This is a genomic window from Bradyrhizobium sp. Pha-3 (assembly GCF_042258615.1).
Classification (GTDB): Bacteria; Pseudomonadota; Alphaproteobacteria; order Rhizobiales; family Xanthobacteraceae; genus Bradyrhizobium.
In genome coordinates this window covers 6,747,295-6,768,097 of sequence record NZ_CP170152.1, presented here as the reverse complement: position 1 = coordinate 6,768,097, position 20,803 = coordinate 6,747,295, and the positions used below count along the sequence as shown (strand labels likewise).

Below are 20,803 nucleotides of genomic sequence, written 5' to 3'. Positions count from 1 at the left end.
TCGTTCCAGCCCGTGACAGGGCTCATGCAAGATCGGGTCCAATCTGCCTTTGAGTAAAATGCAAGACGGCCCGCGGTCCCGGTCTGGACGAGACGCTTTCCTGTCAGGGCGGCTCACTTTAGGGTCGCGCGACGCCGAACAACGGAAACGACGAAGCTGGAGAAAGCCTTGGCAACGACAATAGCCGCTGACGATGAGGGGAATTTGACACGGAGCTTTGACGGCCTTCGCGTGCTCGATTTTTCGACCACGATTGCCGGACCTCATTGCACGCGGATGCTCGCCGACATGGGCGCGGAGGTGATCAAGATCGAGCCCGCCGAAGGCGAGACCATGCGGACGCGGCCGCCGGTGCGCAACCATTGCTCGACGGCGTTCGGCCAACTCAATATCGGCAAGAACAGTCTGGTGCTCGACCTGAAGTCGCCGGCCGGCGTCGAAGCCGTGCGGCGCCTGATCGCGACCGCCGACGTGCTGGTGGAGAATTTCCGCCCCGGCGTGATGCGGCGCCTGAAGCTCGACTATGCCTCGATCCGCGACATCAATCCGAAGCTGATCTTCTGCTCGATCTCCGGCTACGGCCAGACCGGTCCATCGGCGGAATTGCCGGCCTATGCGCCGGTGATCCATGCCGCGTCGGGCTACGAGATGGCGCATCTCTCCTACCAGCCGGGCCGCACCAGGCCGGATTATTGCGGCATCTACCATGCCGACGTGCTGACCGGGGTCTACGCTTTCGGGGCGATCTCGGCGGCGCTCTATCAGCGCGGTGCCAGCGGCAAGGGCCAGCATATCGACGTTTCGATGCTGGAATCGATGCTGAGCCTGACCCTGAACGAACTGCAGTGGTCGCAATTCGAAGTGAAGCAAACCCAGCGGCCGATGTTCGGCCCGATCGAAACCACCGACGGCTACGTGATGGTGGCGATCGCCAGCGAGAAGACGTTCCAGAACCTGATGCAGGTAATCGGCCGGCCGGAATGGGTGTCCGATCCGCGCTTCGCCAAATATTCTGATCGGCGAGACAATTGGGCCGGCCTGATGGAGGGTGTCGAGGCGTGGTCGCGTTCGGTCAGCACGCAGGCCTGTCTTGCCGCCCTCAATGAATATGGCGTGCCGTCGTCGGCCTATCGCACCGTGCGCGAGGCGCTCGCCGATCCGCAAATCGCCCATCGCGGTGCACTGGCCGAGGTCGAGGACGGCGGCGGCAGCTTCAAGGTGCTCAATCTGCCGTTCCGGATGTCCGGCGCGGCGGTTGGCGCGCGCAAGCGGATGTCGACGCTCGGCGAGCACACACGGTCCTATCTGAAGGAGATCGGGCTCTCCGACGATCAGATCGCAGGCTTCGCAGCGCAACCAGCAAAGACGGCGCGCAGCTAGAGCACGATCCGGGTCTGGGGGGCCGCATTGGCGCAAAGGGGATATCGGCCGAAAGGATCGTACTCAAACGGGTCGACGAGATCACGATGCGGGTCCGCGTGATCGCATCGTGATCTGCCTGCGGCTTTTCATCCGTTTTACAGTCTTGTCGCGCGCAGCGATTCCGGACAAGCTGCCTCCCAACGTACGACGATCCGGAACACCGGACGTCGCCCACTTGGGAGGGAGCATCGATGAAGCTGGCCGGGCGCGCGCACGCAGTTGCGCGCATATTTCTTGTGGCGGGATTAGGCGCAGTGGCGTCAGCTGCACCGGCCCATGCGCAAAAGCAGGGCGGTACGCTCACCGTCGGCCAGGAGCTGGACATCCCGGGCTTCGACCCGCTCAAAGTCGGCGTTTACGATACGTCGGCCAACACCGCGGCAGCCGCGATCTTCGACACGCTGATGACGCTCGACGAGAAGGGCGAGCCGAAGCCGAAGCTCGCGCTGTCCTGGGAGCATGCCGAGGACTTCAAGACCTGGACCATCAAGCTGCGGCCGGGCGTCAAATTCCACGACGGCACGCCGTTCAATGCGCAGGCGGTGAAGGAGAATTTCGACCGCCAGAAGGATCCGGCCAACAAGTGCCGCTGCGCGTTCTACATTACCAGCATCAAGAGCGTGGATGTCATTGATGACCTCACGGTGCGCTACAATTTCAGCGACCCGGCGGTGAACTTCCCGGCGACGCAGTCGATCCAGAGTTCCAACAATGTGATGCAGTCGCCGACCGCGTGGAAGACCAAGGGCGATGATTACAATCGCAACCCGGTCGGTACCGGTCCCTACATCCTGAAATCCTGGAACGCCGGCGATCGGATGGTGCTGGAGAAGAATCCGGACTACTGGGACAAGGGCAAGCCTTATCTCGATCGCATCATCCTCAAGCCCCTGCCGGACGCGCAGTCGCGCTTTGCCTCCCTGCAATCGGGCGAGGCCGATGTCATCTGGGACGACGAATATGACGCCGACAACATCGTCAAGGCACAGAAGGACCAGAGCCTGACCGTGCATTCCTACGCGGGCTCCGGCGCGCAGGTCTACGCGTTCAATACCAAGGCGGCGCCGTTCGACGACGTCCGCGTGCGCCAGGCGCTGGTGATGGCGCTCGACCGCAAGAAGATATCGCAGGCGATCACCAACGGCCTGGCGCGGCCGGCCACCAATCCCTATGGCGATGGCTCCTGGGTCAAATGCAAGGACGACGGCGCGCTGCCGGAAGATACCGCGAAAGCCAAGGCGCTGCTCAAGGACTACGGCAAGCCGGTCGACTTCAAGATGATCGTGTCGGCGACGCCGCGCGGCCGCACCATCGGCCAGGTGCTGCAGCAGCTCTGGAAGCGGGTCGGCGCCAACATGGAGATCGAGCAGGTCGATCAGGCCACCATCGTGCCGCGTGCCTTCATGCGCCAGTTCCAGCTCACGCCGTGGCGCATCGTCGATCTCGCCGATCCCGATCCGCAGATGTACGCCAATTTCCACACCGGCAGCCCGGTGGCGCTGGCGAACTTCTCCGATCCGGAGCTCGACCGCCTGCTGGAGCATGCGCGAACCACCGCCGACGTCGCCAAGCGCACCGAGGATTATTGCGCGATCAGCCGCCTGATCAACAAGGAGGCGATCTGGTTCTGGAGCTTCCAGAACACCTACTACGCGATCTCGAGCGCGAAGGTGAAGGGCGTGCCGAAAATGTTCAACGGGGTGCTCGACGTCTCCTACGCCTGGAAGGAATAGCGTTTCATGCTGTTCTTCGTTGCGCGCCGGCTCCTGTACCTGGTGCCGGTGCTGATTGCGGTCTCGGTGTTGACCTTCGTCATCGCCTCGCTATTGCCTGGCGATCTCGCTTACGTGATCCTCGGCGACCAGGCGACGCCCGAGAACGTCGCGGCCCTGCGTCACGACATGGGGCTCGATCAGCCGATCTGGCTGCGCTATCTCGGCTGGCTGTGGCACATCCTGCAGGGTGATTTCGGACGCTCGTTCCGCACCGGGCAGACCGTGTGGCAGGCTGTCAGCGAGCGTATCCCGGTGTCGTTCGAGCTGATGATCCTGGCCGAGCTGATCGGGCTTGCGATCGGCGTGCCGCTGGCAATCGCCTGCGCCGCCAAGGCGGGCTCCGCGTTCGACCGTTTCATGACCGGATCGGCCTTCGGCATGCTGTCGGTGCCGACCTTCCTGTCCGCGATCCTCTTGATCTACCTGTTTGCGGTCGAGCTGCGGCTGTTGCCGGCGACGGGCTACGTGCCGTTCACCGAGGACCCGGTCGCCAACCTGCGCTTCATGGTGCTGCCGGCGCTCACGCTCGGGCTTGCGGAATGGCCGGGCATCATGCGCGTGCTGCGCTCCGACATGATCGCGGCGCTTCAGGAGGACTATATCGCGCTCGCCAAGGCGAAGGGCCTGAAGCCCTCGCGCATCCTGTTCGTGCACGCACTGAAGCCGTCGTCGCTGACTCTCGTCACCATCACCGGCATCAATATCGGCCGGCTGATCGGCGGCGCCGTGATCGTCGAATCGATCTTCGCGTTGCCGGGGATCGGGCGCCTCCTGGTCGGCGCGATCTATACCCGCGACCTCATCATCCTGCAGGGTGTGGTGCTGCTGGTCGCGGCGGGCTTCGTGATCATGAACTTCATCGTCGACTTACTCTACGCCGTGCTCGACCCGAGGATCCGCCATGGCCACGCTTGAGCTCAGCCTCGACGAGACCGAAGCGACGCCGGCGCGACGCAGGCGCCGGCTCGGCATGCTGTTCTGGTGCGCGATCGGCTGGATGGTGTTGGTGTTCGCGGTCGCGATCTTCGCCGATTTGTTGCCGCTGCCGAGCCCAACCGACATGGACATGCTGGAGCGGCGGGCGCCGATCTCGGCCGAGCATTGGTTCGGCACCGACGGCCTCGGCCGGGACGAGCTGTCGCGGCTGATCTATGGCGCCCGCATCTCGTTGATCGTCGGCCTCTGCGCACCGATGATCGGGGTCACCATCGGCGGCGCGCTCGGCATCCTCGCCGGCTATTTCCGCGGCCGTTTCGAATCCTTCGTGGTCGGCAGCATGGATGTGCTGCTGGCGTTCCCGCCGCTGATCCTGGCGCTTGCGGTCACCGCCTTTCTCGGCCAGTCGATCTTCAACCTGACCTGCATCCTCGGCGTGCTCGGCATTCCGGCCTTCATGCGGGTGGCGCGGGCGGCGACGCTGACGCTGGCACGGCGCGAATTCGTCATCGCAGCGCAGGCGCTCGGCGCCACCCATGCACGCATCCTGCTGCGTGAGCTCTTGCCCAACGTGCTGTTGCCGCTCATCGCCTTCTTCCTGCTCGGCGTCGCCGTCACCATCGTGGTAGAGGGCTCGCTGTCCTTCCTCGGTCTCGGCGTTCCGCCGCCGATCTCGAGCTGGGGCAGCATGATCGGGGAGGGGCGCGAAAGCCTCGAGGTGGCGCCGCAGCTCGCCTTCATTCCGGCGATTGCGATGTTCCTGACGGTGCTTTCGTTCAACCTGATCGGCGACACGATGCGCGCGCTGACCGACCCGAGGCAAGGTGCGCTATGAGCGGTGCCCTGCTTTCGGTCGAGGATGCGGTGGTCGACCTGCCGACGCCGCGGGGCAATCTGCGGGCGGTCGATCATGTCGATCTCGCCGTCGGCGCCGGCAAGACGCTCGGCATTGTCGGCGAGTCCGGCTGCGGCAAGACCATGCTGTCGCGGGCTGTCCTGCAACTGCTGCCCAAGAAGGCCAAGCTGTCCGGCCGCGTGATGTTCGACGGACAGGATCTCACGACGCTGTCGGCGGAGAAATTGCGCAAGCTGCGCGGCCGCTCGCTCGCGGTCGTGTTCCAGGATCCCATGACCTCGCTCAATCCGGTGCTGACCATCGGCACCCAGTTGATCGAGACCATCCAGGAACATCTCGAGCTCGATCTTGCCCAGGCCAGGCAGCGCAGCGTCGAGCTGCTGACGGCGGTCGGCATTCCCGCGCCCGAGCAGCGGCTGAGGCAGTATCCGCACCAGCTCTCCGGCGGCATGCGCCAACGCGTCGCGATCGCGGTGGCGCTGTCCTGCGAGCCGAAGCTCCTGATCGCGGACGAGCCGACCACCGCGCTCGATGTCACGATCCAGGCGCAGATCCTCGATCTCTTGGCACGCGAGCAGCAGCGCCGTCATATGGCGATGATCATCATCACGCATGACCTCGGCGTGGTCGCCGGCCGCACCGACGAGGTCGCGGTGATGTATGCGGGGCGCGTCGTCGAGCGCGCGCCGACGCCTGCCTTGTTCAAGCAGATGCGGATGCCCTACACCGAAGCGCTGCTCGCCGCGCTGCCGAAGCTCGACGTGCCGCCGCATACGCCCTTGCCGGCGATTTCGGGGCGGCCGCCCGATCCGACCCGGCCGCTGAAGGGCTGCTCGTTCTCGCCGCGCTGCCGCTATTCCGCCGGGCGTTGCAGCACGGAGAAGCCGCGGCTCAGTCCGGCGGAGACGCTGGAGCATCTCTATGCCTGCTTCCATCCGATCGCGGCGGGGGGCGGCGCATGATGTTGCAGGCCGCATCCAATCCGCTGATGAAAGTGGAAAATCTCGTCGTCGAGTATTCGGTGGGGGGCAAGACCATCCATGCCGTCTCCGATGTCAGCCTCGAGATCGCGCGTGGCGAGACCCTGGGGCTGGTCGGTGAGTCCGGCTGCGGTAAGTCCACGCTCGGCCGCGCCGTGCTGCAATTGCGGCAGGCCGTCTCCGGCAAGGTGCTGTTCGACGGCCACGATCTCACCATCCTGAAGGGCGAGGCGCTGCGCAAGATGCGCCGGCGCGTGCAGCTGATCTTTCAGGACCCGATTGCCTCGCTCAATCCGCGGCGGCGGATCGGCGATATCGTCGCCGAGCCGCTGGTGATCGCTGGCGTCAAGGATCCCGACGAACGCCGGCGGCGCGTCAGCGAGGTGCTGTCGGCGGTCGGGCTCGATCCCGCGCTGGTAAGCGGACGCCTGCCGCACGAATTCTCCGGCGGACAATGCCAGCGCATCTGCATCGCCCGCTCGCTGGTGCTCAATCCGGAATTCGTGATCTGCGACGAGCCGGTGTCCGCGCTCGACGTCTCGATCCGCGCGCAGATCCTCAATCTGCTGGAGGAGATGAAGGCGCGCTACGGCCTGACCCTGCTGTTCATCGCCCACGACCTCGCCGTGGTGAAGGCGGTCTCGGATCGCGTCGCGGTGATGTATCTCGGCCGGCTCTGCGAGGTCGGTCCGTCGGAGCAGCTGTTTGCGCGGCCGGCGCATCCCTATACCGCGCTGCTCATCGAAGCGATCCCGGTGCCCGATCCGGATGTCCGGCCGACCCAGAGCGTGCCGGTCGGTGAGCCGCCGTCGCCGATCGCGCCGCCGTCGGGCTGTCGCTTCCGCACCCGCTGCCCGCGGGCCGATGCGCGCTGTGCCAGCGAGGTGCCGGAACTGCGCGTGGTTGCACCCGGCCAATTCGCGGCTTGCCATCATCCGCTGATCTGAATAGTCACGCCTCTGAACAGCAGCGCGTTGGCCTTCGAGCGAGCTGCATGGCGGCTTGCTCGAAAACGGGGTCTTGAGCGTTTGTCCCGGGCGGGCAGGCGTGGCAAGGTCCGGGCCAAGAACAAGTTTCGGGAGAACAGCGATGAAGAGTTTCCAGGTCGTCGATTTCAACGCCCCCTTGAAGGAGGTCGATCAGCCGACGCCGCAGCCGTCGGGCACGCAGGTGCTGATCAAGGTCAAGGCCGCCGGCGTCTGCCACAGCGATCTGCACATCTGGGAGGGCGGTTATGATCTCGGCCATGGCCGCAAGCCGCTGTCGCTGAAGGACCGCGGCGTCTCGCTGCCGCGCACGATGGGCCATGAGACGGTCGGCGAGATCATAGCTTTCGGGCCGGACGTGAAGGACGCCGACAAGGGCGGCCTCAAGGTCGGCGATGTCACGCTGGCCTATCCGTGGCTCGGCTGCGGCAAATGCCCGACCTGCCTCGGCGGCGACGAGAACATGTGCGCGATCAAGCCGAATGCGCTCGGCGTCTATTGCGACGGCGGCTATGCCGATCACATGACGGTGCCGCATCCGAAATATCTGCTCGACCTCAAGGGGCTCGATCCGGTCACCGCCGCGCCTTATGCCTGCTCGGGGGTCACGACCTACAGCGCGCTGAAGAAGGTCGAGAAGGATCTCGACACGCCGATCGTGATCTTCGGCGCCGGCGGTCTCGGCCTGATGGCGCTCTCGCTGTTGAAGGCGATGGGCGGCAAGGGTGCGATCGTGGTCGATATCGATGCGAGGAAGCGTGAGGCGGCCGAGGCCGCCGGTGCGCTCGCCACCGTCGACGGCAAGGCACCCGACGCGCTGGAGCAGCTCATCAAGAAGGCGGGTCAGCCGATCCGCGCCGCGATCGATCTGGTCGGCAACGCCCAGACCTCGCAGCTCGGCTTCGACTGCCTGACCAAGGGCGGCAAGCTCGTGATCGTCGGCCTGTTCGGCGGCGGCGCGACCTGGGCATTGCCGCTGATCCCGATCAAGGCGGTCACCATCCAGGGCAGCTATGTCGGCAATCTGCGCGAGACGCAGGAGCTGCTCGACCTGGTCCGGACCAGGAAGATCCCGGCAATCCCGGTCACGCCGATGCCGCTGGCAAAGGCGAACGAGGCGCTGACCAATCTGCAGAAGGGCCAGCTGGTCGGACGCGCGGTGCTGACGCCGTAAGGCGGCACGGCCCATCCGTCATTGCGAGGAGCTCGCGACGAAGCAATCCATATCTCCGCAAACGGCGGCATGGATTGTTTCGCTTCGCTCGCAATGACGAGCACAATGCTTCCTGCCGATTCCGGAGATTCCCATGTCCGCCAACGACGCACTCCACATCGCAGTTCTCGGTGGCGATGGCATCGGTCCCGAGGTGATGGCGCCGGCGCTCGAAGTGCTGCGCAGGATCGAGGCCTCGGCGGGCCTCAAATTCCGCTTCACTGAGGCGCCGGCCGGCGCTGGCCATTACAAGGAGACCGGCAAGTCGATGCCGGAGACCACGATCCGGCTGTGCGAGGAGGCCGATGCGATCCTGCTCGGCGCCTGCGGCCTGCCGTCGGTGCGCTACCCCGATAACACCGAGATCGCGCCGCAGATCGAGTTGCGCATGATCTTCGATCTCTATGCCGGTGTGCGGCCCGCGCGGCTGATCCCGGGCGTGCCGAGCACGATCGTCGGCGCCGATCAGAAGGGCATCGACCTCGTCGTGATCAGGGAATCGACAGAAGGCCTGTTCGCCTCGATGGGCAAGGGCGTCGTCACCGACAGCGAGGCGCGCGAGACCATGGTGATCACGCGCCGGACTTCCGAGCGGCTGTTCGAGTTCTCGTTCCGGCTCGCCGAACGCCGCAAGGCGCGCGGCCGCGCCGGCGGCGGGCTGACTTGCGTCGACAAGGCAAACGTGTTCAAGGCGTTCGCATTCTTCCGCAGCATCTTCGACGAGACCGCGCAGCGTCATCCCGACGTCAGGGCCGATCACCTCTACATCGACGCGGCTGCGGCTGCGCTGGTGAAGCGCCCTTGGGACTTCGACGTCATGGTGACCGAGAACATGTTCGGCGACATCCTGTCCGACCTCACGGCGGGTCTGATCGGCGGCATGGGCATGGCGCCGTCGGCCGATATCGGTGATCGCTACGCGGTGTTTCAGCCGTGTCATGGCACGGCGCCCGACATCATGGGGCAGGGCAAGGCCAACCCGACTGCGATGATCCTGTCGGCTGCGATGATGCTGGACTGGCTCGCCGACAAGCACGGCCTCGAGAGCGCCGCTGAAGCCGCCGAAAGCATCGAGCGTGCAGTCGACAAGATCTATGCCGGCGGCATCAAGCCGTTCGAGTTCGGCGGCAGCAGCGGCACCGCCGATGTCGCGAAGGCCGTGCTGGCGGCGCTTTGACCGCGACGAGACCGAGCCAGCTTCGTTCCGCCGCGCCGGCTGGCCGGAGCCGTTACGGCAGCAGTGTTGCGTCGCCGTCGAACGGGCCGGCGTACCAGGTGCTCTCGTCTTCGAGGGCGCGGGCCAGAGCCTCGTTCGTCGTCCTGTAAACGAGCGGATCGGTCGGGTACGACCTGACGTAAGGATTCCATCTCATCAAGATCTGCCGGATATGTCTGGGCAGCCCGACCACCTCGAACAGATAACCGCCCGAAGCGACCGCGTTCGCATAGGCCGCATCGAGCAGCGCCTCGGTTACGTCCGGGTCGTCCTGCTCTACCAGGATGTCGGCGAGCATCGACCGTCGCAAACCGGTTTCGTGGTCAACCGCATGCAGTACGACGGCATACCCCGCCAAGCGCTGGAATCGGTGGCAGCAGAGCACGGCAACCGTCGAACAGCTTCCCGGGAGCGTAAAGTGCCACTTGAGAGAGGCGGGACTTCGGTCCGCCAGCAACCGAGGGGCCTCGCCTAATTTGCGCCGCCACAACGCTTCGAACTCGTCGCCGATGTCCTTCACCTCGATTTCCGTTATTTTGCTCGTCGGGGCGGCCCGTGGCCCGCGACGGAGCGTATCCAGCCGCAGGGCTGACGAGGCAAGGAAGGCTCCGATTGTCTCCATTTTGTTCCCCAGGCCGAACTTCTCCGTGAGCACCCGCGCGAACTGACGGACATCCAGAATCCAGAACAGCACCTTGTCGTAGTCGGCGCGAGGCAACGGCCTCGCATGAAGGGCTTTTGATTGATCGACCACGGATGCCGTCGAGTGTGTGATCACGAAGAGATCGACATCTCGCTGCCGGAAGAACGAAGCCAGCAGCGCGATGCAGCGCGTGCGGTACGCCGGCTCGATCACAAGGCCGGCGGCTGTCGCGGCGATCATCGTTCGGCTTTCGAACTGGTAGAGCACGGGAATGTTGCCCTGGTACCCGACAATTCCCTGCGCGGTCTCCAACACCCACCCCATGCTGGGTTGCGATTTGGCGGCGGCCATCGCGGGATTTTGTCGCCAGAGCCGATCCCAGTTCTCCGGGCTGTCTTTCGCAAGTCCCCCGCGTTCCTTCAGCCTCGCGACGCTTTCGAAATCCGCGAACCGGACCTCCCGCTGCTTCGCCGGCGCCAACGCGCCTCCGGAGAGCGGCGGCGCTTCGGCTCGAGCGGACGCAGGTCGCCGCCGGCTTTTCAGGAGACGGAGCAGGATGTCGGCGGCGTGATACCTGGAGCGTGTCTGAATTTGCGCCGGCGCACGGGTCCCGGCCATCAATCCCTCCCTAGCCGAAAGGCGGCGACGACCCGGTCGCTCAATTTCGCCACCGAGACTGCGCCAATTGTTCGGACACGAACAGGCACAGGGGGCCGATCAGCGTCATCTGTTCCGGATCGAGGTTCTCGAAATCGATCTCCCTGTCGAAGTGCTCGCCCGCCGCCATCATCATCTCGACGAAGGCCAGCGAATCGAGCGCCCCCGACAGCAGCAGGTCGTAGTCGTCAGGGAGATCGGGCAGCGGACGTTGTCCGCGGTCCTGGAGCTTCCGGTTGAGGAAGGCTCCGAAGAAGGCGCGGACGTCATCCGTGGTCGGAGCGCTCATTGGCCGTCTCCCAAAACCGCCGGCATGGCCTTGCGGTCGTATTTTCCGTTGGCGTTGCGTGGCAACCGGTTGCGGACGTGCCATCGTCTCGGGACCATGTAGTCCGGCAGCCGGGCGGCGACCGCCGCGCGAAGTCGGTCGAGATCAAACGGCTTGCCTTCGATGAGCACTTCGATGCCGCCATAGCCGCTCGACGTGATCGGCCAGCCGATCGCCACGACGCCGTCGACGCCCGAGGCCTCGCGCACCACGGCCTCGACCTCGCCGAGTTCCACCCTGTGGCCGAGGATCTTCACCTGCGAGTCCAAGCGGCCGAGATGGGTCAGCGGACCATCGCCGGCGGGCCGGCGCACGCGGTCGCCGGTGCGGTAGAACATTTCCCGCCGTCCGGGCGGAACGACGAAGGCCGCGGCGGTCTTCTCGGGGTCTTTCCAGTAGCCGAGCGACATCTGCGGACCGCTCATCAGCAGTTCGCCGTCCGCGCCCGGGCCGACCTCGTTCAGGTGCTCGTCGACCACGAGCACGTCCATTCCCGGGAACGGCGCGCCGATCGGCACGATACCCATCTCCGCTTCGGCCGGCGTCCGCGTCGGATCCCAGCGGTAGCCGGTGCATGCGATGGTCAGCTCGGTCGGTCCGTAGACGTTCTCGACAACGCTGTTCGGCGCGGCCATCGTCCAGGCCTCGACACAGCTGACGGGCAGCGGCTCGCCGCAGAACAGGCTTAGCCTGAGCGAGGGAAATCCTCCCGGCTTCAACAGGCCGGACTGCTTCATCAGCGCGACCGTCGAGGGTACCGAGAACCAGACCGTCAATCCCTGCTCGCGGATGAACCGCCCCGGATTGATCAGCGTCTTCTGCGAGGGGCAGCATACGCAGGCGCCGCGTTCCCACGCCACGAACATGTCGGATGCCGACAGGTCGAACGTCATGTCGAACGTCTGCGAGACGACGTCCAGCTCCGTGATGGCGAAGCGCTCCGCGACATGATCGACATAGGCTGCTACGTTGCGGTGCGCAACCATGGCTCCCTTCGGCACGCCGGTGCTGCCGGACGTGAACAGCAGATAGGCGATCGCGTCCTCGCGTGCGTCCGGCTCGCGCCAGTCGGCGTATCCTTCGAGATCGGCAGCTCCGACGATGATGTGCAAGGGCCACCGTTCGCGATAGGGGCGGGGATCCGTGAGACCGGGCGCGATCACGAGCAGCGGGTCGTCCACGTCCGCCATCAGCGCGTCCATTTGCGGCAAGGATTCCGCATCGACGATGATCGATCGGCACTCCGAGCGGACGAGCATCCATCTGGTCCGCTCGACCGGGAAGGTGCGGTTCAGCGGCACATAGCCGTTTCCGGCCAGAAGCGATCCGAGCACGCCGGCGAACGCCGTCGCGCTGCGATGCGCGAATACGGCGGTCAGCGGCGACGCGCCTTCGCGACGCGCCTGGATGCAGGCCGCGATGCGGAGGGCGACCTCGCGCAGCTGTCGATACGACAGCGACGTGCCCTGCGTGACGACGGCGGGACGGTCGGGAAACAGCTTCGCCGAGCGCAGGAAACCCGTCCACAATCTCCGTCGTGATCCGTCCGCGCGCAACTCCATCGAACGATCGCCTAGCCTAGCCTGCGAGGCCCTGACGCGCCGGATCGCGAAGCGCTGACGACTTCAGACGCCGGGCCTTCGTCAGCGCCTGTCCGAAGACCTCGCCCGTATGGACCAGTTCCTCGCGGGTGGGTGGAATGTCCAGGATGAACGTCCCGTAGCCGGCCGCGGCGTAGCGCGCGAGTTCGTCGGAGACGACCCCGTAGTCGCCAACCAGATACGGGCAGAAAGTTTTATAGTTTTCGAACGGCACTAGCCAATAGGGTGTGTCCTGGGTGACGGCCGTCTCGGCCGCGAGATCGGACATCTGCTTGTGCCACGCCGAATCCGAGACCTTCATGGCCAGCTTGTGCGCCAGCTGCCCCTTCTTATCGGTCGGGAAGCGTTCGTGTGCGACCCGCCAGGCCTCCTCGGCGCTCGCGCGGGCGATGATGCCGACGCGCACGCCCGAGCCGACGCAGTCGGCGTCGGCCTGCCCGTACTCTGCGGCCGGCTTGGGATACTTCACCGGCGTCGCGCCCAGCGCCTTGGCCGCCGCGAGCCCGGCTTCCGAGGAGCCCGACACGAATATGCCGGGCAGCAATTCCCGCGGCAGCGGCGGGGTCATCCGCAGATTGCGGACGGCATGGAATTCGCCTTCGAGCGTCACCGGCTCGGTGTTCTCCAGCAGCAGCTTGATGATGCCGGTGTATTCGACGAGCCTCGCGTACCGCTTGTCGTGTGCCGTCGCATCGCCGAGCGCCGCAAGCTCGGTCGTGTAGCCGCCTGCGACCATGTTCAGATAGAGCCGGCGTCCGTACATGTGCGCGAACGAACTCACCATCTTCGCGACGCTGTACGGGTGCATGTAGATCGGCTGCACCGCCACCAGCGGACAGAGTTCCCTCGTGCTCTGCAAGATGACCTGCGAGACGAGCCAGGGGTCGACCAGGGAATTCTCCGTGTAGACCAGGATCCCTTTGCACCCCGACTCTTCGCTCCAGCGGGCGACGGCCTTCACCCGTTCGACATAGTCCGCCGCCTGCACCGCGCCAGACTGTGGGCACGTGCTGAAGACTTCGAACCGAATGTCGGAAAACGTATCCATCATCCACCTCCTTCCGAAGGCGTCGAAACGCCGTGGCTGGTGGAGAACCGGATCATGGTAGCAGATGCGTTGGTGAGCTCCCCGACGCAAAGGTGGTACTCCGTCAAGCGATGGGAACGAATGCCCGGCCGACTATTCGGAGGCGGCGCACTGCACTTTTGCGGACCTTGATTTCCGCGGCTTCTCTGCAACGATGCCGCGGCATCTGCTCGATTTTCCCTTGAGCGCGATCCGTCGAGGGGGTGTTGAATGGCGAAAGTAATCGGCATCAGCGGATTCGAGAGCTCGATCCCCTTCAAGCGAAAGCACTGGCCGGGCCTGGAGGAGCGCGAATACCGGATCTCGCAGGGCCACGATTCCGCTGCGGTGCTGGTGGTCGATGGCAGGATCGTCGCCGGTGCCGCCGAGGAGCGCTTCAACCGCAAGAAACACACCGGCGATTTCCCGATCGGCGCTGTCAGCTACTGCCTGAAGACCGCTGGCCTGAAGCCGTCCGACATCGACGTGATCTCTCACGGCTTCGACTATGCGCCCTACAAGGCCGCGTTCATGCTGGATCCGACCTCCGCCCGGCAATACAAGGAGGTCTTCTCGCGCGAGAAACTGCTATCGCAAGTGGATGAGCATCTGCCGGGATTTCCCGCCAGCAAGGTCCACCACGTCAACCATCATCTGTCCCACGCGGCGAGCGCCTACTACACCTCCGGATGGGGCGAATGCCTGGTGGTGGTCCTCGACGGCATGGGCGAGGTCCACGCCGTCACCGTCTATCACGCGCACGACAACGTGATCGACAAGCTCGCGGAAATCACCGCCCAGGATTCGATCGGCATTCTCTATTCCACGCTGACGCTGCATCTCGGCTTCGATTTCAACTCCGACGAATACAAGATCATGGGCCTGGCGCCCTACGGCGATCCCGCCCGCCACCGTGCTTTCTTCGAGCGGGCCGTGGAGTTGCGCGACGACGGCCTGATCAGGATTCCTCTGCTCCGCCTCAATACCGAGCGTCATGACCGCGAAACCTACGGCGCGACGCGACGCCATCTCGGCGAGCATCTGATCCCGGCACGTGCGCCCGACGGCGACATCACCGACGACCATCGCGACGTCGCCGCGGCGCTGCAGGAATGCCTCGACTGCGTCATGCTCCACGTCTGCGGCCATTTCGGCCGCAGCACCGGCCTGCGCAGGCTCGCGATGGCGGGCGGCGTCGCGCTCAACTGCACCGCCAACGGCCGGCTGCTGCAGTCCGGCCTGTTCGACGAGATCTACGTGCAGCCGGCCGCCGGCGACGATGGCTCCGCGCTCGGCGCTGCGCTCTGGTCTGCATCGCGCGACCGCGGCGTGAAGAACGTCCGGATGCCGGTGCCCTTCCTCGGCCCCGCATACGCGCAAACCGAGATCTACAGGGCGCTGGCCGACACCGCCGGCCGCATCGAGATCACGCGCTTTCCGGATCTCGACGAGACCTGCGCGGCGGCGGCCAGGCTTATCGCTGCCGGACGCGTGCTCGGCTGGTTCCGCGGGCGCATGGAGTTCGGCCCCCGCGCCCTCGGACATCGCAGTATTCTGGCCGATCCAGGTCATCCCGAGATGCGTGACCGCATCAACGCGATGGTCAAGATGCGCGAAGCCTTCCGCCCGTTCGCGCCGGCGGTCAGCCTCGAGCAGGTGGATGAGTGGTTCGAGGTGCCGAAGGGACTCGAGCTTCCCTACATGATCATGACCGCCGACGTGCGCCCCGAGCACCGCGCCGCGCTGCCGGCGATCACGCATGTCAACGGCTCGGCCCGCGTGCAGACGGTCGGCGTCAGGGACAATCCGGAATTCCACGCGCTGCTGCGGGCGGTCGGCCGGGCGACCGGCCGCGAAATGGTGCTGAACACGAGCTTCAACGTGAAGGGGCAGCCGATCGTCAACACGCCGCGCGAAGCGATCGACACCTTCCTCGGCACCGGCATCGAGTATCTCTTCCTCGAGAACGTGCTCGTCCGCCGCGCGGGGCAGACGTAGCCGGCACTGGCCGCCCGGCGAGGGAGGCGCTGACGGCGCGTTGTATTCTCATCCTGCTCTGGCGCGAAAAAGGTGAGGGGGCCGAAGCCCCCTCGCTGACGATTAGCGCCGGTGTCCGCCGTGATGTCCGCCGCCGTGATGTCCGCCATCATGATGCCCGCCGTGATGACGGCCCCCGTGATGATGATGGCGAGGGTAGTAGTGCGGACGATGATGCCATCCGTGATGGCGCGGTCCGTAGCCGTAGCCTGGTTGCCAGTAGCAGCGGCCCCAGCGATCGCAGACCTGGCGCACCTTGTCGACATTGGACGTTTCGCCTGCGATGTGGCTGGCCTGCGGAAGCCCGTTCGGCATCGCCGATGCCGCACCGGACATCAACGCTGCGCTTCCGAGCGCGGCCAGTCCAATAACGGCAAGCTTGATATTCATTGAGATCTCCTTGGTTGAAGCCTGAAAACGTCCGTGTGGCCGCTTCGTTGCTGCGACAAAAAAGCCAAGGCACGTGCACTTGGTTCTGGCGACGTCGGTTCAACGCAGGAAATGCGGGAGTTGTGAGGTCGCTCCATCCGCGGGCGACAATTGGCCGCGCGACAGAATGGCGAGGCACAGACAAGACGTGATGACGTTTGGTCGCGCTTCGCGGAAAAGCGCTCTACTGCGCGGTCGGCGGATGTTCGGCGGCCTTGTTGAAGAAGGCAGCTTCCTCGGCGGTGGCTTCGAGGAGTTGCTGGTCCTGGTCGTAGACGTCGTTGCGGAACTGGATGGTCCGGTCCTTCGTCATCCACGCCGTGAGGTAGATCCAGGCCACCGGCACCTTCTTCAGCATGTGGACGTCCTGGCGCTGTCCGGTGGCGATCGCGGCATCGATGGCAGCGCGGGTCCACTGCGGCTGGTCTTTCAGCAGCCATGCCGCGAGATCGCGGACATTGTCGACCCGCGAGCAGCCATGCGAATCGAAGCGATAGTCGTCGTTGAACAGGCTGTGCTGATTGGTGTCGTGCATGTAGACCGAATAGGAATTCGGCATGTCGATCTTGACCGCGCCGAGCGCATTCCATGCGCCGCTCTGCTGACGCACCGTGATATTCGGCGCGTGATCGCCCGACCAGTCGACCGAACGTGGATCGATCGGGTTGTCGTGGGCGTCGAGCACGTCCATGTGCATGCGCGACAGGTAGGTCGGATCCTTGCGCATATGCGCCGCGATCTCCGTCTTCGTGATCGACGACGGCACCGTCCAGGTCGGATCGAGGATGACGTCGGTGATCTCGGACGTCAGAGTCGGTGAAGGTTTCTCGGTCTTGCCGACAATCACGCGGTAGCGCCGCACGACCTTGTCGTCCTCGACGGCCTCGGCGAAGGTGGCGGGAATGTTGACGACGACATAGCGCTGCCCGAACTGGAAATCCATCTGGTCAAGCCGCTCCAGCGAGGCCTCGAGCTGCTTGATCCGCTTCTGCACGGGAACGTTGAGCGCAGCCAGCGTCCGCGGCGTGACCGAGCCGGTCGCCGCGAGCCCGTGGCGTGTCTGGAAGTGCTTCACCGCGTCGGCCACGACTTCATCATAGGTGCCGGTGGCCTTGTCGGCGGCAAGGTCGCCGGTGATGATCAGACGCTTGCGCAGCGGGTCGTCATGGGCGCCCTGGACGCCCAACGCAAATTTCGCATCCGCGGGGATCGTGGGCCAACCGCCGCGGGCGGCGAGATCGGAATAGCCCTTCAACGCGTCGCGAATGCGTTGTGCGCTGCCCTGGTCGTAGGTGGGCTCGCGCGACAACGCGAGCGCGGCAGCCGATCGCGTTTCCGCGACCGAGGCTGACGCGGCCGGCTTGGCCTGGCCTGGCTGGGTGGCCGCCGGTGCCGCAGCCGGCAGCGCATGATGAGGCGGGACCGCCGCAGCCGGGCCGGGCGCGCCGGTGGTTTGGGCGAATGCCGGCAGAGCCGCAAGCATCGTGGCTACGACGACGAGTGTCACTCTCTGCATAGCTCGATTCTCCGGACTGCGTCGCTTGCGCGAAAAATCGGAAGGTACGGCTCCGGCCGCATGAATGGAGGGGGCGGCGCGTTCGTTTGGAGGTGATGATCTATCCCGAGACCGTTGCGTCTTGATTAAGTTTTGGTTGCGGTCAGGACATTACCGCGACCGTCTTGCCGGCCCGGGGCGGCCGCTACCGTCGGCATCGCGGCCGCACGACCTTGTGGTGCACATCAACGCGGAGATCGCTCGCTTGCCGAGTGGGCACGGAACTGGCGGCGCCGAACGGACAAAGAAAAAGCGCTGCCATCGCCGACGGCAGCGCTTCGATATCTTCCCGGTTCGACCGGCGCGTGGTGATCCCAATGGCCGGTCGCGGCCGATCCGCTCGCTCTGGTCGATCGCGTTCGCGGTGTAGCGATCGTACCTGTGCTGCTGCCGATCAGTCTTCGTTGGCGGCGATCGATTCCATCAGCGACACCAGTTGGCGCTGCACGGTCTGATCCTTGATCTTGCTGTAGGCGCGCAGCAACCGGAGGCTGAACGCGCTGTCGAGGAACAGCAGGCTCTCGACTTCGCGGGCCTTGTTGTCGCCGTCGTAGAAGAAGGTCACCGGCACGTCGAGCGCGCTCGCGATCTGCTGAAGGCGGGCGGCGCCGACGCGGTTCACGCCCTTCTCGTACTTCTGAACCTGCTGGAAGCTGACGCCCAGCTTGTCGCCGAGTTCCGCCTGCGAGATCTTCTGCTCGACACGGCGCAGACGAATCCGCTTGCCCAACTCAATGTCCGGCTTGCCGGCGCTGCGCTGCTTCATCTTCTTTGCTGCTGATCTGTTCATTCTTGTGACCCGTCCTTCAAATCGAGAATCCCTGGCCCGGTCGGGTCAGGGACACTTCATGATGTACCGCGTTAAGCTCGAGTGGATCGTCAGTTCGTCTGAACGACGAAATCCAAGAAGATCGCGGGATGGTATCCAAACGCACTTGCGCATTGGAAGCACCTAAGTACCGATTCGGTTGACTACTTAAAGTCGACCTTACCAAGGTGTCTGTCGACACCCCGCCCTCTACATTTGGCAAAATATTGACCAAACCACAACTAGCGCGAGTTTGATCGACACAGATTTTGCGCGCATGCTTACTGGGCGGCATTGCACTGCTCCCGTAGTTCTACGGGCAACCAATATTGTACGAGCGTCCTTTCATGGATGCAACCCCAGCTAGTGCATCCTGAGGTCGCGGCGACGGTCTGCGGTTGCTTGACTGAATCGCCGCGAAACGAAAAGTTTGACGTAAGTCCAAGTCAGGCTTTCCGAATGTTGCTGGACAATTGCCTAAAAGTTCTGAATCATCGGGAACTATTGTGCGCCTACGGAAAGCCGGCGAACTCTGGCAGGAGAGGCCAAATGAAGCGGAAGAGGGGAACACCTCGACTCTACCTCGCGGCTTCGGGAGTGGAAGATATGCCGGTCGCAAATACGGAAGAGCGGTTGCTGGCGCTGCTGGCAACCCTGGAAGAATGTCAGGCATTTCTGACTGACCGGGCGAACACGGAGACGGCGCGGCTGTTGTCCCTTGCCATCCTCGAGCTTCGGATGGAACTGCACAAGGTGACGGATTCCGAGTTGAAGGCGCTGTGTGACCTGATCGCGTCGGACGAGCCGGTGCAGGAACCGGCGACCAGGCAGTTGCCGCCGTATTTGCGGCTGATCAAGTAAGCCGGCGCCCCGCGCCATGCGCGGGACGCTGCCGGCCCTGTGCCGCGTGGCTCAGCCCGCGGTCACGTCGACCGCCTCGGTGCCTTCGAGCACGCGACGGGCCTTGTCCCGGTCCAGGTCGCCTTCCCATGCTGCGACCACGACGGTGGCGACGCAGTTGCCGATCAGATTGCCGACGGCGCGCGCCATGCCGATGAACCAGTCAACCGAGAGCACCAGCACGAGGCCGATCGCCGGGATGCTCGGCACCGCGTTGAGCGTCGCCGCCAGGATGACGATCGCCGAGCCCGGCACGCCGTGCGCGCCCTTCGACGTGATCAGCGACACGCCGAGCACGAGCAGCAGGTCGCCGAACGACAGCGGCGTGTTGGTTGCCTGCGCGATGAAGACGACCGCCAGCGTCAGGTAGATCGAGAACGCATCGAGGTTGAACGAATAGCCGGTCGGAATCACGAGGCCGACCACCGAATCCTTGACGCCGAAATGCTCCAGCTTGCGCATCACCTGCGGCAGCACCGCGTCGGAGGATGCGGTGGCGACCACGATCATCAGCTCCTCGCGCAGGTAGCCGAGGAACTTGATGATGTTGATGCCGGCCAGCGCCATCACCCCGCCGAGCACGCCGAGCACGAAGATCGCGACCGAGACGTAGAACAGCGCCACCAGCGACAGCAGCTGCTTCAGCGAGCCGACGCCGTATTTGCCGACGGTGTAGGCGACGGCGCCGAGCACGCCGATCGGCGCGAAGCGCACGATCAGGCCCATGGCGCGGAACAGCACGGTCGAGACCGCGTCGATGAACGAGGAGATTTTCTCGCCCTTCTCGCCGCCGACCAGCGCCAGGCTGACGCCGAAGATGATGGCGAAGAACAGGACCTGCAGCACGTCGTTGCGCGACAGCGCGTCGAACGAGGTGGTCGGGATGATGTTGAGCAGGAAGCTGCCGATGCCTTCGCCTTTCAGCTTCTGCGCGTTGCTGGCATAGTTGCCGAGCGCCTTGGCGTCGAGCGTCGATGTGTCGATGTTCATGCCGTGACCGGGCCCGAACAGATAGGCCAGGATCAAGCCGACCACGAGCGCGACCGTCGTCATCGCCTCGAAATACACCAGCGCCTTGACGCCGACGCGTCCGACCTTCTTGAGGTCGCCGGCGCCCGCGATGCCGTGCACCACGACGCAGAACACGATCGGCGCCACGATCATCGAGATCAGTTTCAGGAAGGCATCGCTGAAGATCTTCAGCCCGATCGCGAAATCGGGCGCCGCCATGCCGATGATGATGCCGAGCAGCAGCGCGACGAGCACCTGCACGAACAGCGACGTGTAGAGCGGCTTGCGTGCGACTGTGGCTTCCGCTGCGATGGTCGACATGAACTCCCCCTGTTTTTGGCCGGTGTTCTTGCCGGCCGATCCCGCCCTATCTTAGCAACTTGC

The 20,803-nt window shown here is 64.8% G+C and carries 18 protein-coding genes; 10 read left to right on the top strand and 8 right to left on the bottom strand.

Translation table 11 applies throughout. The features are described 5' to 3' along the window. Window positions 1–168: 168 nt before the first annotated feature. From ACE10Z_RS31865 to ACE10Z_RS31830, 8 genes are all read left to right on the top strand, one after another. Window positions 169–1,380, top strand: coding sequence for a CaiB/BaiF CoA transferase family protein (locus ACE10Z_RS31865; protein ID WP_375784312.1), 1,212 nt, complete (start codon window positions 169–171; stop codon window positions 1,378–1,380). 296 nt (window positions 1,381–1,676) lie between these two features. Beyond that, window positions 1,677–3,155, top strand: coding sequence for an ABC transporter substrate-binding protein (locus ACE10Z_RS31860; protein ID WP_375784311.1), 1,479 nt, complete (start codon window positions 1,677–1,679; stop codon window positions 3,153–3,155). Window positions 3,156–3,161: 6 nt separating this feature from the next. Beyond that, window positions 3,162–4,112, top strand: coding sequence for an ABC transporter permease (locus tag ACE10Z_RS31855; RefSeq protein ID WP_375784310.1), 951 nt, complete (start codon window positions 3,162–3,164; stop codon window positions 4,110–4,112). After that, window positions 4,099–4,968 carry an ABC transporter permease gene (locus ACE10Z_RS31850; RefSeq protein ID WP_375784309.1) on the top strand — a complete coding sequence of 290 codons (870 nt, stop codon included), beginning with the start codon at window positions 4,099–4,101 and terminating at the stop codon, window positions 4,966–4,968. The genes ACE10Z_RS31855 and ACE10Z_RS31850 overlap by 14 nt, the downstream gene beginning before the upstream one ends. After that, window positions 4,965–5,951: an ABC transporter ATP-binding protein gene (locus ACE10Z_RS31845; protein ID WP_375784308.1), complete on the top strand. Its 987-nt coding sequence runs from the start codon at window positions 4,965–4,967 to the stop codon at window positions 5,949–5,951. Before ACE10Z_RS31850 ends, ACE10Z_RS31845 begins: the two co-directional genes overlap by 4 nt. Next, entirely contained in the window at window positions 5,948–6,916 is a 969-nt protein-coding gene (locus ACE10Z_RS31840; protein ID WP_375784307.1) for an ABC transporter ATP-binding protein, read from the top strand. The genes ACE10Z_RS31845 and ACE10Z_RS31840 overlap by 4 nt, the downstream gene beginning before the upstream one ends. A 142-nt stretch (window positions 6,917–7,058) precedes the next feature. Beyond that, the gene (locus ACE10Z_RS31835; protein WP_375784306.1) at window positions 7,059–8,129 is read left to right on the top strand and encodes an alcohol dehydrogenase; all 1,071 of its coding nucleotides are present in this window, start codon (window positions 7,059–7,061) and stop codon (window positions 8,127–8,129) included. 133 nt (window positions 8,130–8,262) lie between these two features. Continuing rightward, a complete protein-coding gene (locus tag ACE10Z_RS31830; RefSeq protein WP_375784305.1) occupies window positions 8,263–9,345 on the top strand; it encodes an isocitrate/isopropylmalate dehydrogenase family protein in 1,083 nt (360 codons plus the stop codon). Between the two features lie 52 nt (window positions 9,346–9,397). On the opposite strand, the gene ACE10Z_RS31825 is transcribed toward ACE10Z_RS31830, so the two are convergent. Genes ACE10Z_RS31825 through ACE10Z_RS31810 form a run of 4 tightly spaced genes read right to left on the bottom strand, consistent with a single transcriptional unit; the run spans window position 9,398 to window position 13,661 of the window. Further along, the gene (locus ACE10Z_RS31825; RefSeq protein WP_375784304.1) at window positions 9,398–10,645 is read right to left on the bottom strand and encodes a hypothetical protein; all 1,248 of its coding nucleotides are present in this window, start codon (window positions 10,643–10,645) and stop codon (window positions 9,398–9,400) included. A gap of 40 nt (window positions 10,646–10,685) precedes the next feature. Then, complete coding sequence (locus ACE10Z_RS31820; RefSeq protein WP_375784303.1) at window positions 10,686–10,973, bottom strand: hypothetical protein; 288 nt, start codon at window positions 10,971–10,973, stop codon at window positions 10,686–10,688. Continuing rightward, window positions 10,970–12,541 carry an amino acid adenylation domain-containing protein gene (locus ACE10Z_RS31815; protein ID WP_375784302.1) on the bottom strand — a complete coding sequence of 524 codons (1,572 nt, stop codon included), beginning with the start codon at window positions 12,539–12,541 and terminating at the stop codon, window positions 10,970–10,972. The genes ACE10Z_RS31820 and ACE10Z_RS31815 overlap by 4 nt, the downstream gene beginning before the upstream one ends. A 49-nt stretch (window positions 12,542–12,590) precedes the next feature. After that, a complete protein-coding gene (locus ACE10Z_RS31810) occupies window positions 12,591–13,661 on the bottom strand; it encodes an LLM class flavin-dependent oxidoreductase (protein WP_375784301.1) in 1,071 nt (356 codons plus the stop codon). Between the two features lie 249 nt (window positions 13,662–13,910). On the opposite strand from ACE10Z_RS31810, the gene ACE10Z_RS31805 reads away from it, so the two are divergent. Beyond that, complete coding sequence (locus tag ACE10Z_RS31805; protein ID WP_375784300.1) at window positions 13,911–15,677, top strand: carbamoyltransferase; 1,767 nt, start codon at window positions 13,911–13,913, stop codon at window positions 15,675–15,677. Between the two features lie 102 nt (window positions 15,678–15,779). Here ACE10Z_RS31805 and ACE10Z_RS31800 read toward each other — a convergent pair whose 3' ends face one another. The 3 genes from ACE10Z_RS31800 to ACE10Z_RS31790 all read right to left on the bottom strand — a co-directional run bounded on the left by ACE10Z_RS31800 (window position 15,780) and on the right by ACE10Z_RS31790 (window position 18,490). After that, the gene (locus ACE10Z_RS31800; protein WP_375784299.1) at window positions 15,780–16,106 is read right to left on the bottom strand and encodes a hypothetical protein; all 327 of its coding nucleotides are present in this window, start codon (window positions 16,104–16,106) and stop codon (window positions 15,780–15,782) included. A gap of 223 nt (window positions 16,107–16,329) precedes the next feature. Continuing rightward, window positions 16,330–17,661, bottom strand: a complete 1,332-nt coding sequence (locus ACE10Z_RS31795; RefSeq protein WP_375784298.1) for a murein L,D-transpeptidase — start codon at window positions 17,659–17,661, stop codon at window positions 16,330–16,332. A 433-nt stretch (window positions 17,662–18,094) separates the two neighbouring features. Beyond that, the gene (locus ACE10Z_RS31790) at window positions 18,095–18,490 is read right to left on the bottom strand and encodes a helix-turn-helix domain-containing protein (protein WP_094194089.1); all 396 of its coding nucleotides are present in this window, start codon (window positions 18,488–18,490) and stop codon (window positions 18,095–18,097) included. A 567-nt stretch (window positions 18,491–19,057) separates the two neighbouring features. Here ACE10Z_RS31790 and ACE10Z_RS31785 point away from each other — a divergent pair. Continuing rightward, window positions 19,058–19,369: a hypothetical protein gene (locus ACE10Z_RS31785; protein WP_298377702.1), complete on the top strand. Its 312-nt coding sequence runs from the start codon at window positions 19,058–19,060 to the stop codon at window positions 19,367–19,369. 51 nt (window positions 19,370–19,420) lie between these two features. On the opposite strand, the gene ACE10Z_RS31780 is transcribed toward ACE10Z_RS31785, so the two are convergent. Beyond that, on the bottom strand, window positions 19,421–20,740 hold the full coding sequence (locus ACE10Z_RS31780; protein ID WP_375784297.1) for a dicarboxylate/amino acid:cation symporter: 1,320 nt from the start codon (window positions 20,738–20,740) through the stop codon (window positions 19,421–19,423). Window positions 20,741–20,803 lie beyond the last annotated feature (63 nt).

What these genes read in the sequence shown, in the direction of transcription:
- ACE10Z_RS31850 (WP_375784309.1), top strand. Translation starts at nt 4,099, where the DNA reads ATGGCCACGCTTGAGCTCAGCCTCGACGAGACCGAAGCGACGCCGGCG.
- ACE10Z_RS31795 (WP_375784298.1), bottom strand. Translation starts at nt 17,661, where the DNA reads ATGCAGAGAGTGACACTCGTCGTCGTAGCCACGATGCTTGCGGCTCTG.
- ACE10Z_RS31825 (WP_375784304.1), bottom strand. Translation starts at nt 10,645, where the DNA reads ATGGCCGGGACCCGTGCGCCGGCGCAAATTCAGACACGCTCCAGGTAT.
- ACE10Z_RS31820 (WP_375784303.1), bottom strand. Translation starts at nt 10,973, where the DNA reads ATGAGCGCTCCGACCACGGATGACGTCCGCGCCTTCTTCGGAGCCTTC.
- ACE10Z_RS31790 (WP_094194089.1), bottom strand. Translation starts at nt 18,490, where the DNA reads ATGAACAGATCAGCAGCAAAGAAGATGAAGCAGCGCAGCGCCGGCAAG.
- ACE10Z_RS31805 (WP_375784300.1), top strand. Translation starts at nt 13,911, where the DNA reads ATGGCGAAAGTAATCGGCATCAGCGGATTCGAGAGCTCGATCCCCTTC.
- ACE10Z_RS31855 (WP_375784310.1), top strand. Translation starts at nt 3,162, where the DNA reads ATGCTGTTCTTCGTTGCGCGCCGGCTCCTGTACCTGGTGCCGGTGCTG.
- ACE10Z_RS31800 (WP_375784299.1), bottom strand. Translation starts at nt 16,106, where the DNA reads ATGAATATCAAGCTTGCCGTTATTGGACTGGCCGCGCTCGGAAGCGCA.
- ACE10Z_RS31780 (WP_375784297.1), bottom strand. Translation starts at nt 20,740, where the DNA reads ATGTCGACCATCGCAGCGGAAGCCACAGTCGCACGCAAGCCGCTCTAC.
- ACE10Z_RS31835 (WP_375784306.1), top strand. Translation starts at nt 7,059, where the DNA reads ATGAAGAGTTTCCAGGTCGTCGATTTCAACGCCCCCTTGAAGGAGGTC.
- ACE10Z_RS31785 (WP_298377702.1), top strand. Translation starts at nt 19,058, where the DNA reads ATGAAGCGGAAGAGGGGAACACCTCGACTCTACCTCGCGGCTTCGGGA.
- ACE10Z_RS31840 (WP_375784307.1), top strand. Translation starts at nt 5,948, where the DNA reads ATGATGTTGCAGGCCGCATCCAATCCGCTGATGAAAGTGGAAAATCTC.
- ACE10Z_RS31845 (WP_375784308.1), top strand. Translation starts at nt 4,965, where the DNA reads ATGAGCGGTGCCCTGCTTTCGGTCGAGGATGCGGTGGTCGACCTGCCG.
- ACE10Z_RS31810 (WP_375784301.1), bottom strand. Translation starts at nt 13,661, where the DNA reads ATGGATACGTTTTCCGACATTCGGTTCGAAGTCTTCAGCACGTGCCCA.
- ACE10Z_RS31830 (WP_375784305.1), top strand. Translation starts at nt 8,263, where the DNA reads ATGTCCGCCAACGACGCACTCCACATCGCAGTTCTCGGTGGCGATGGC.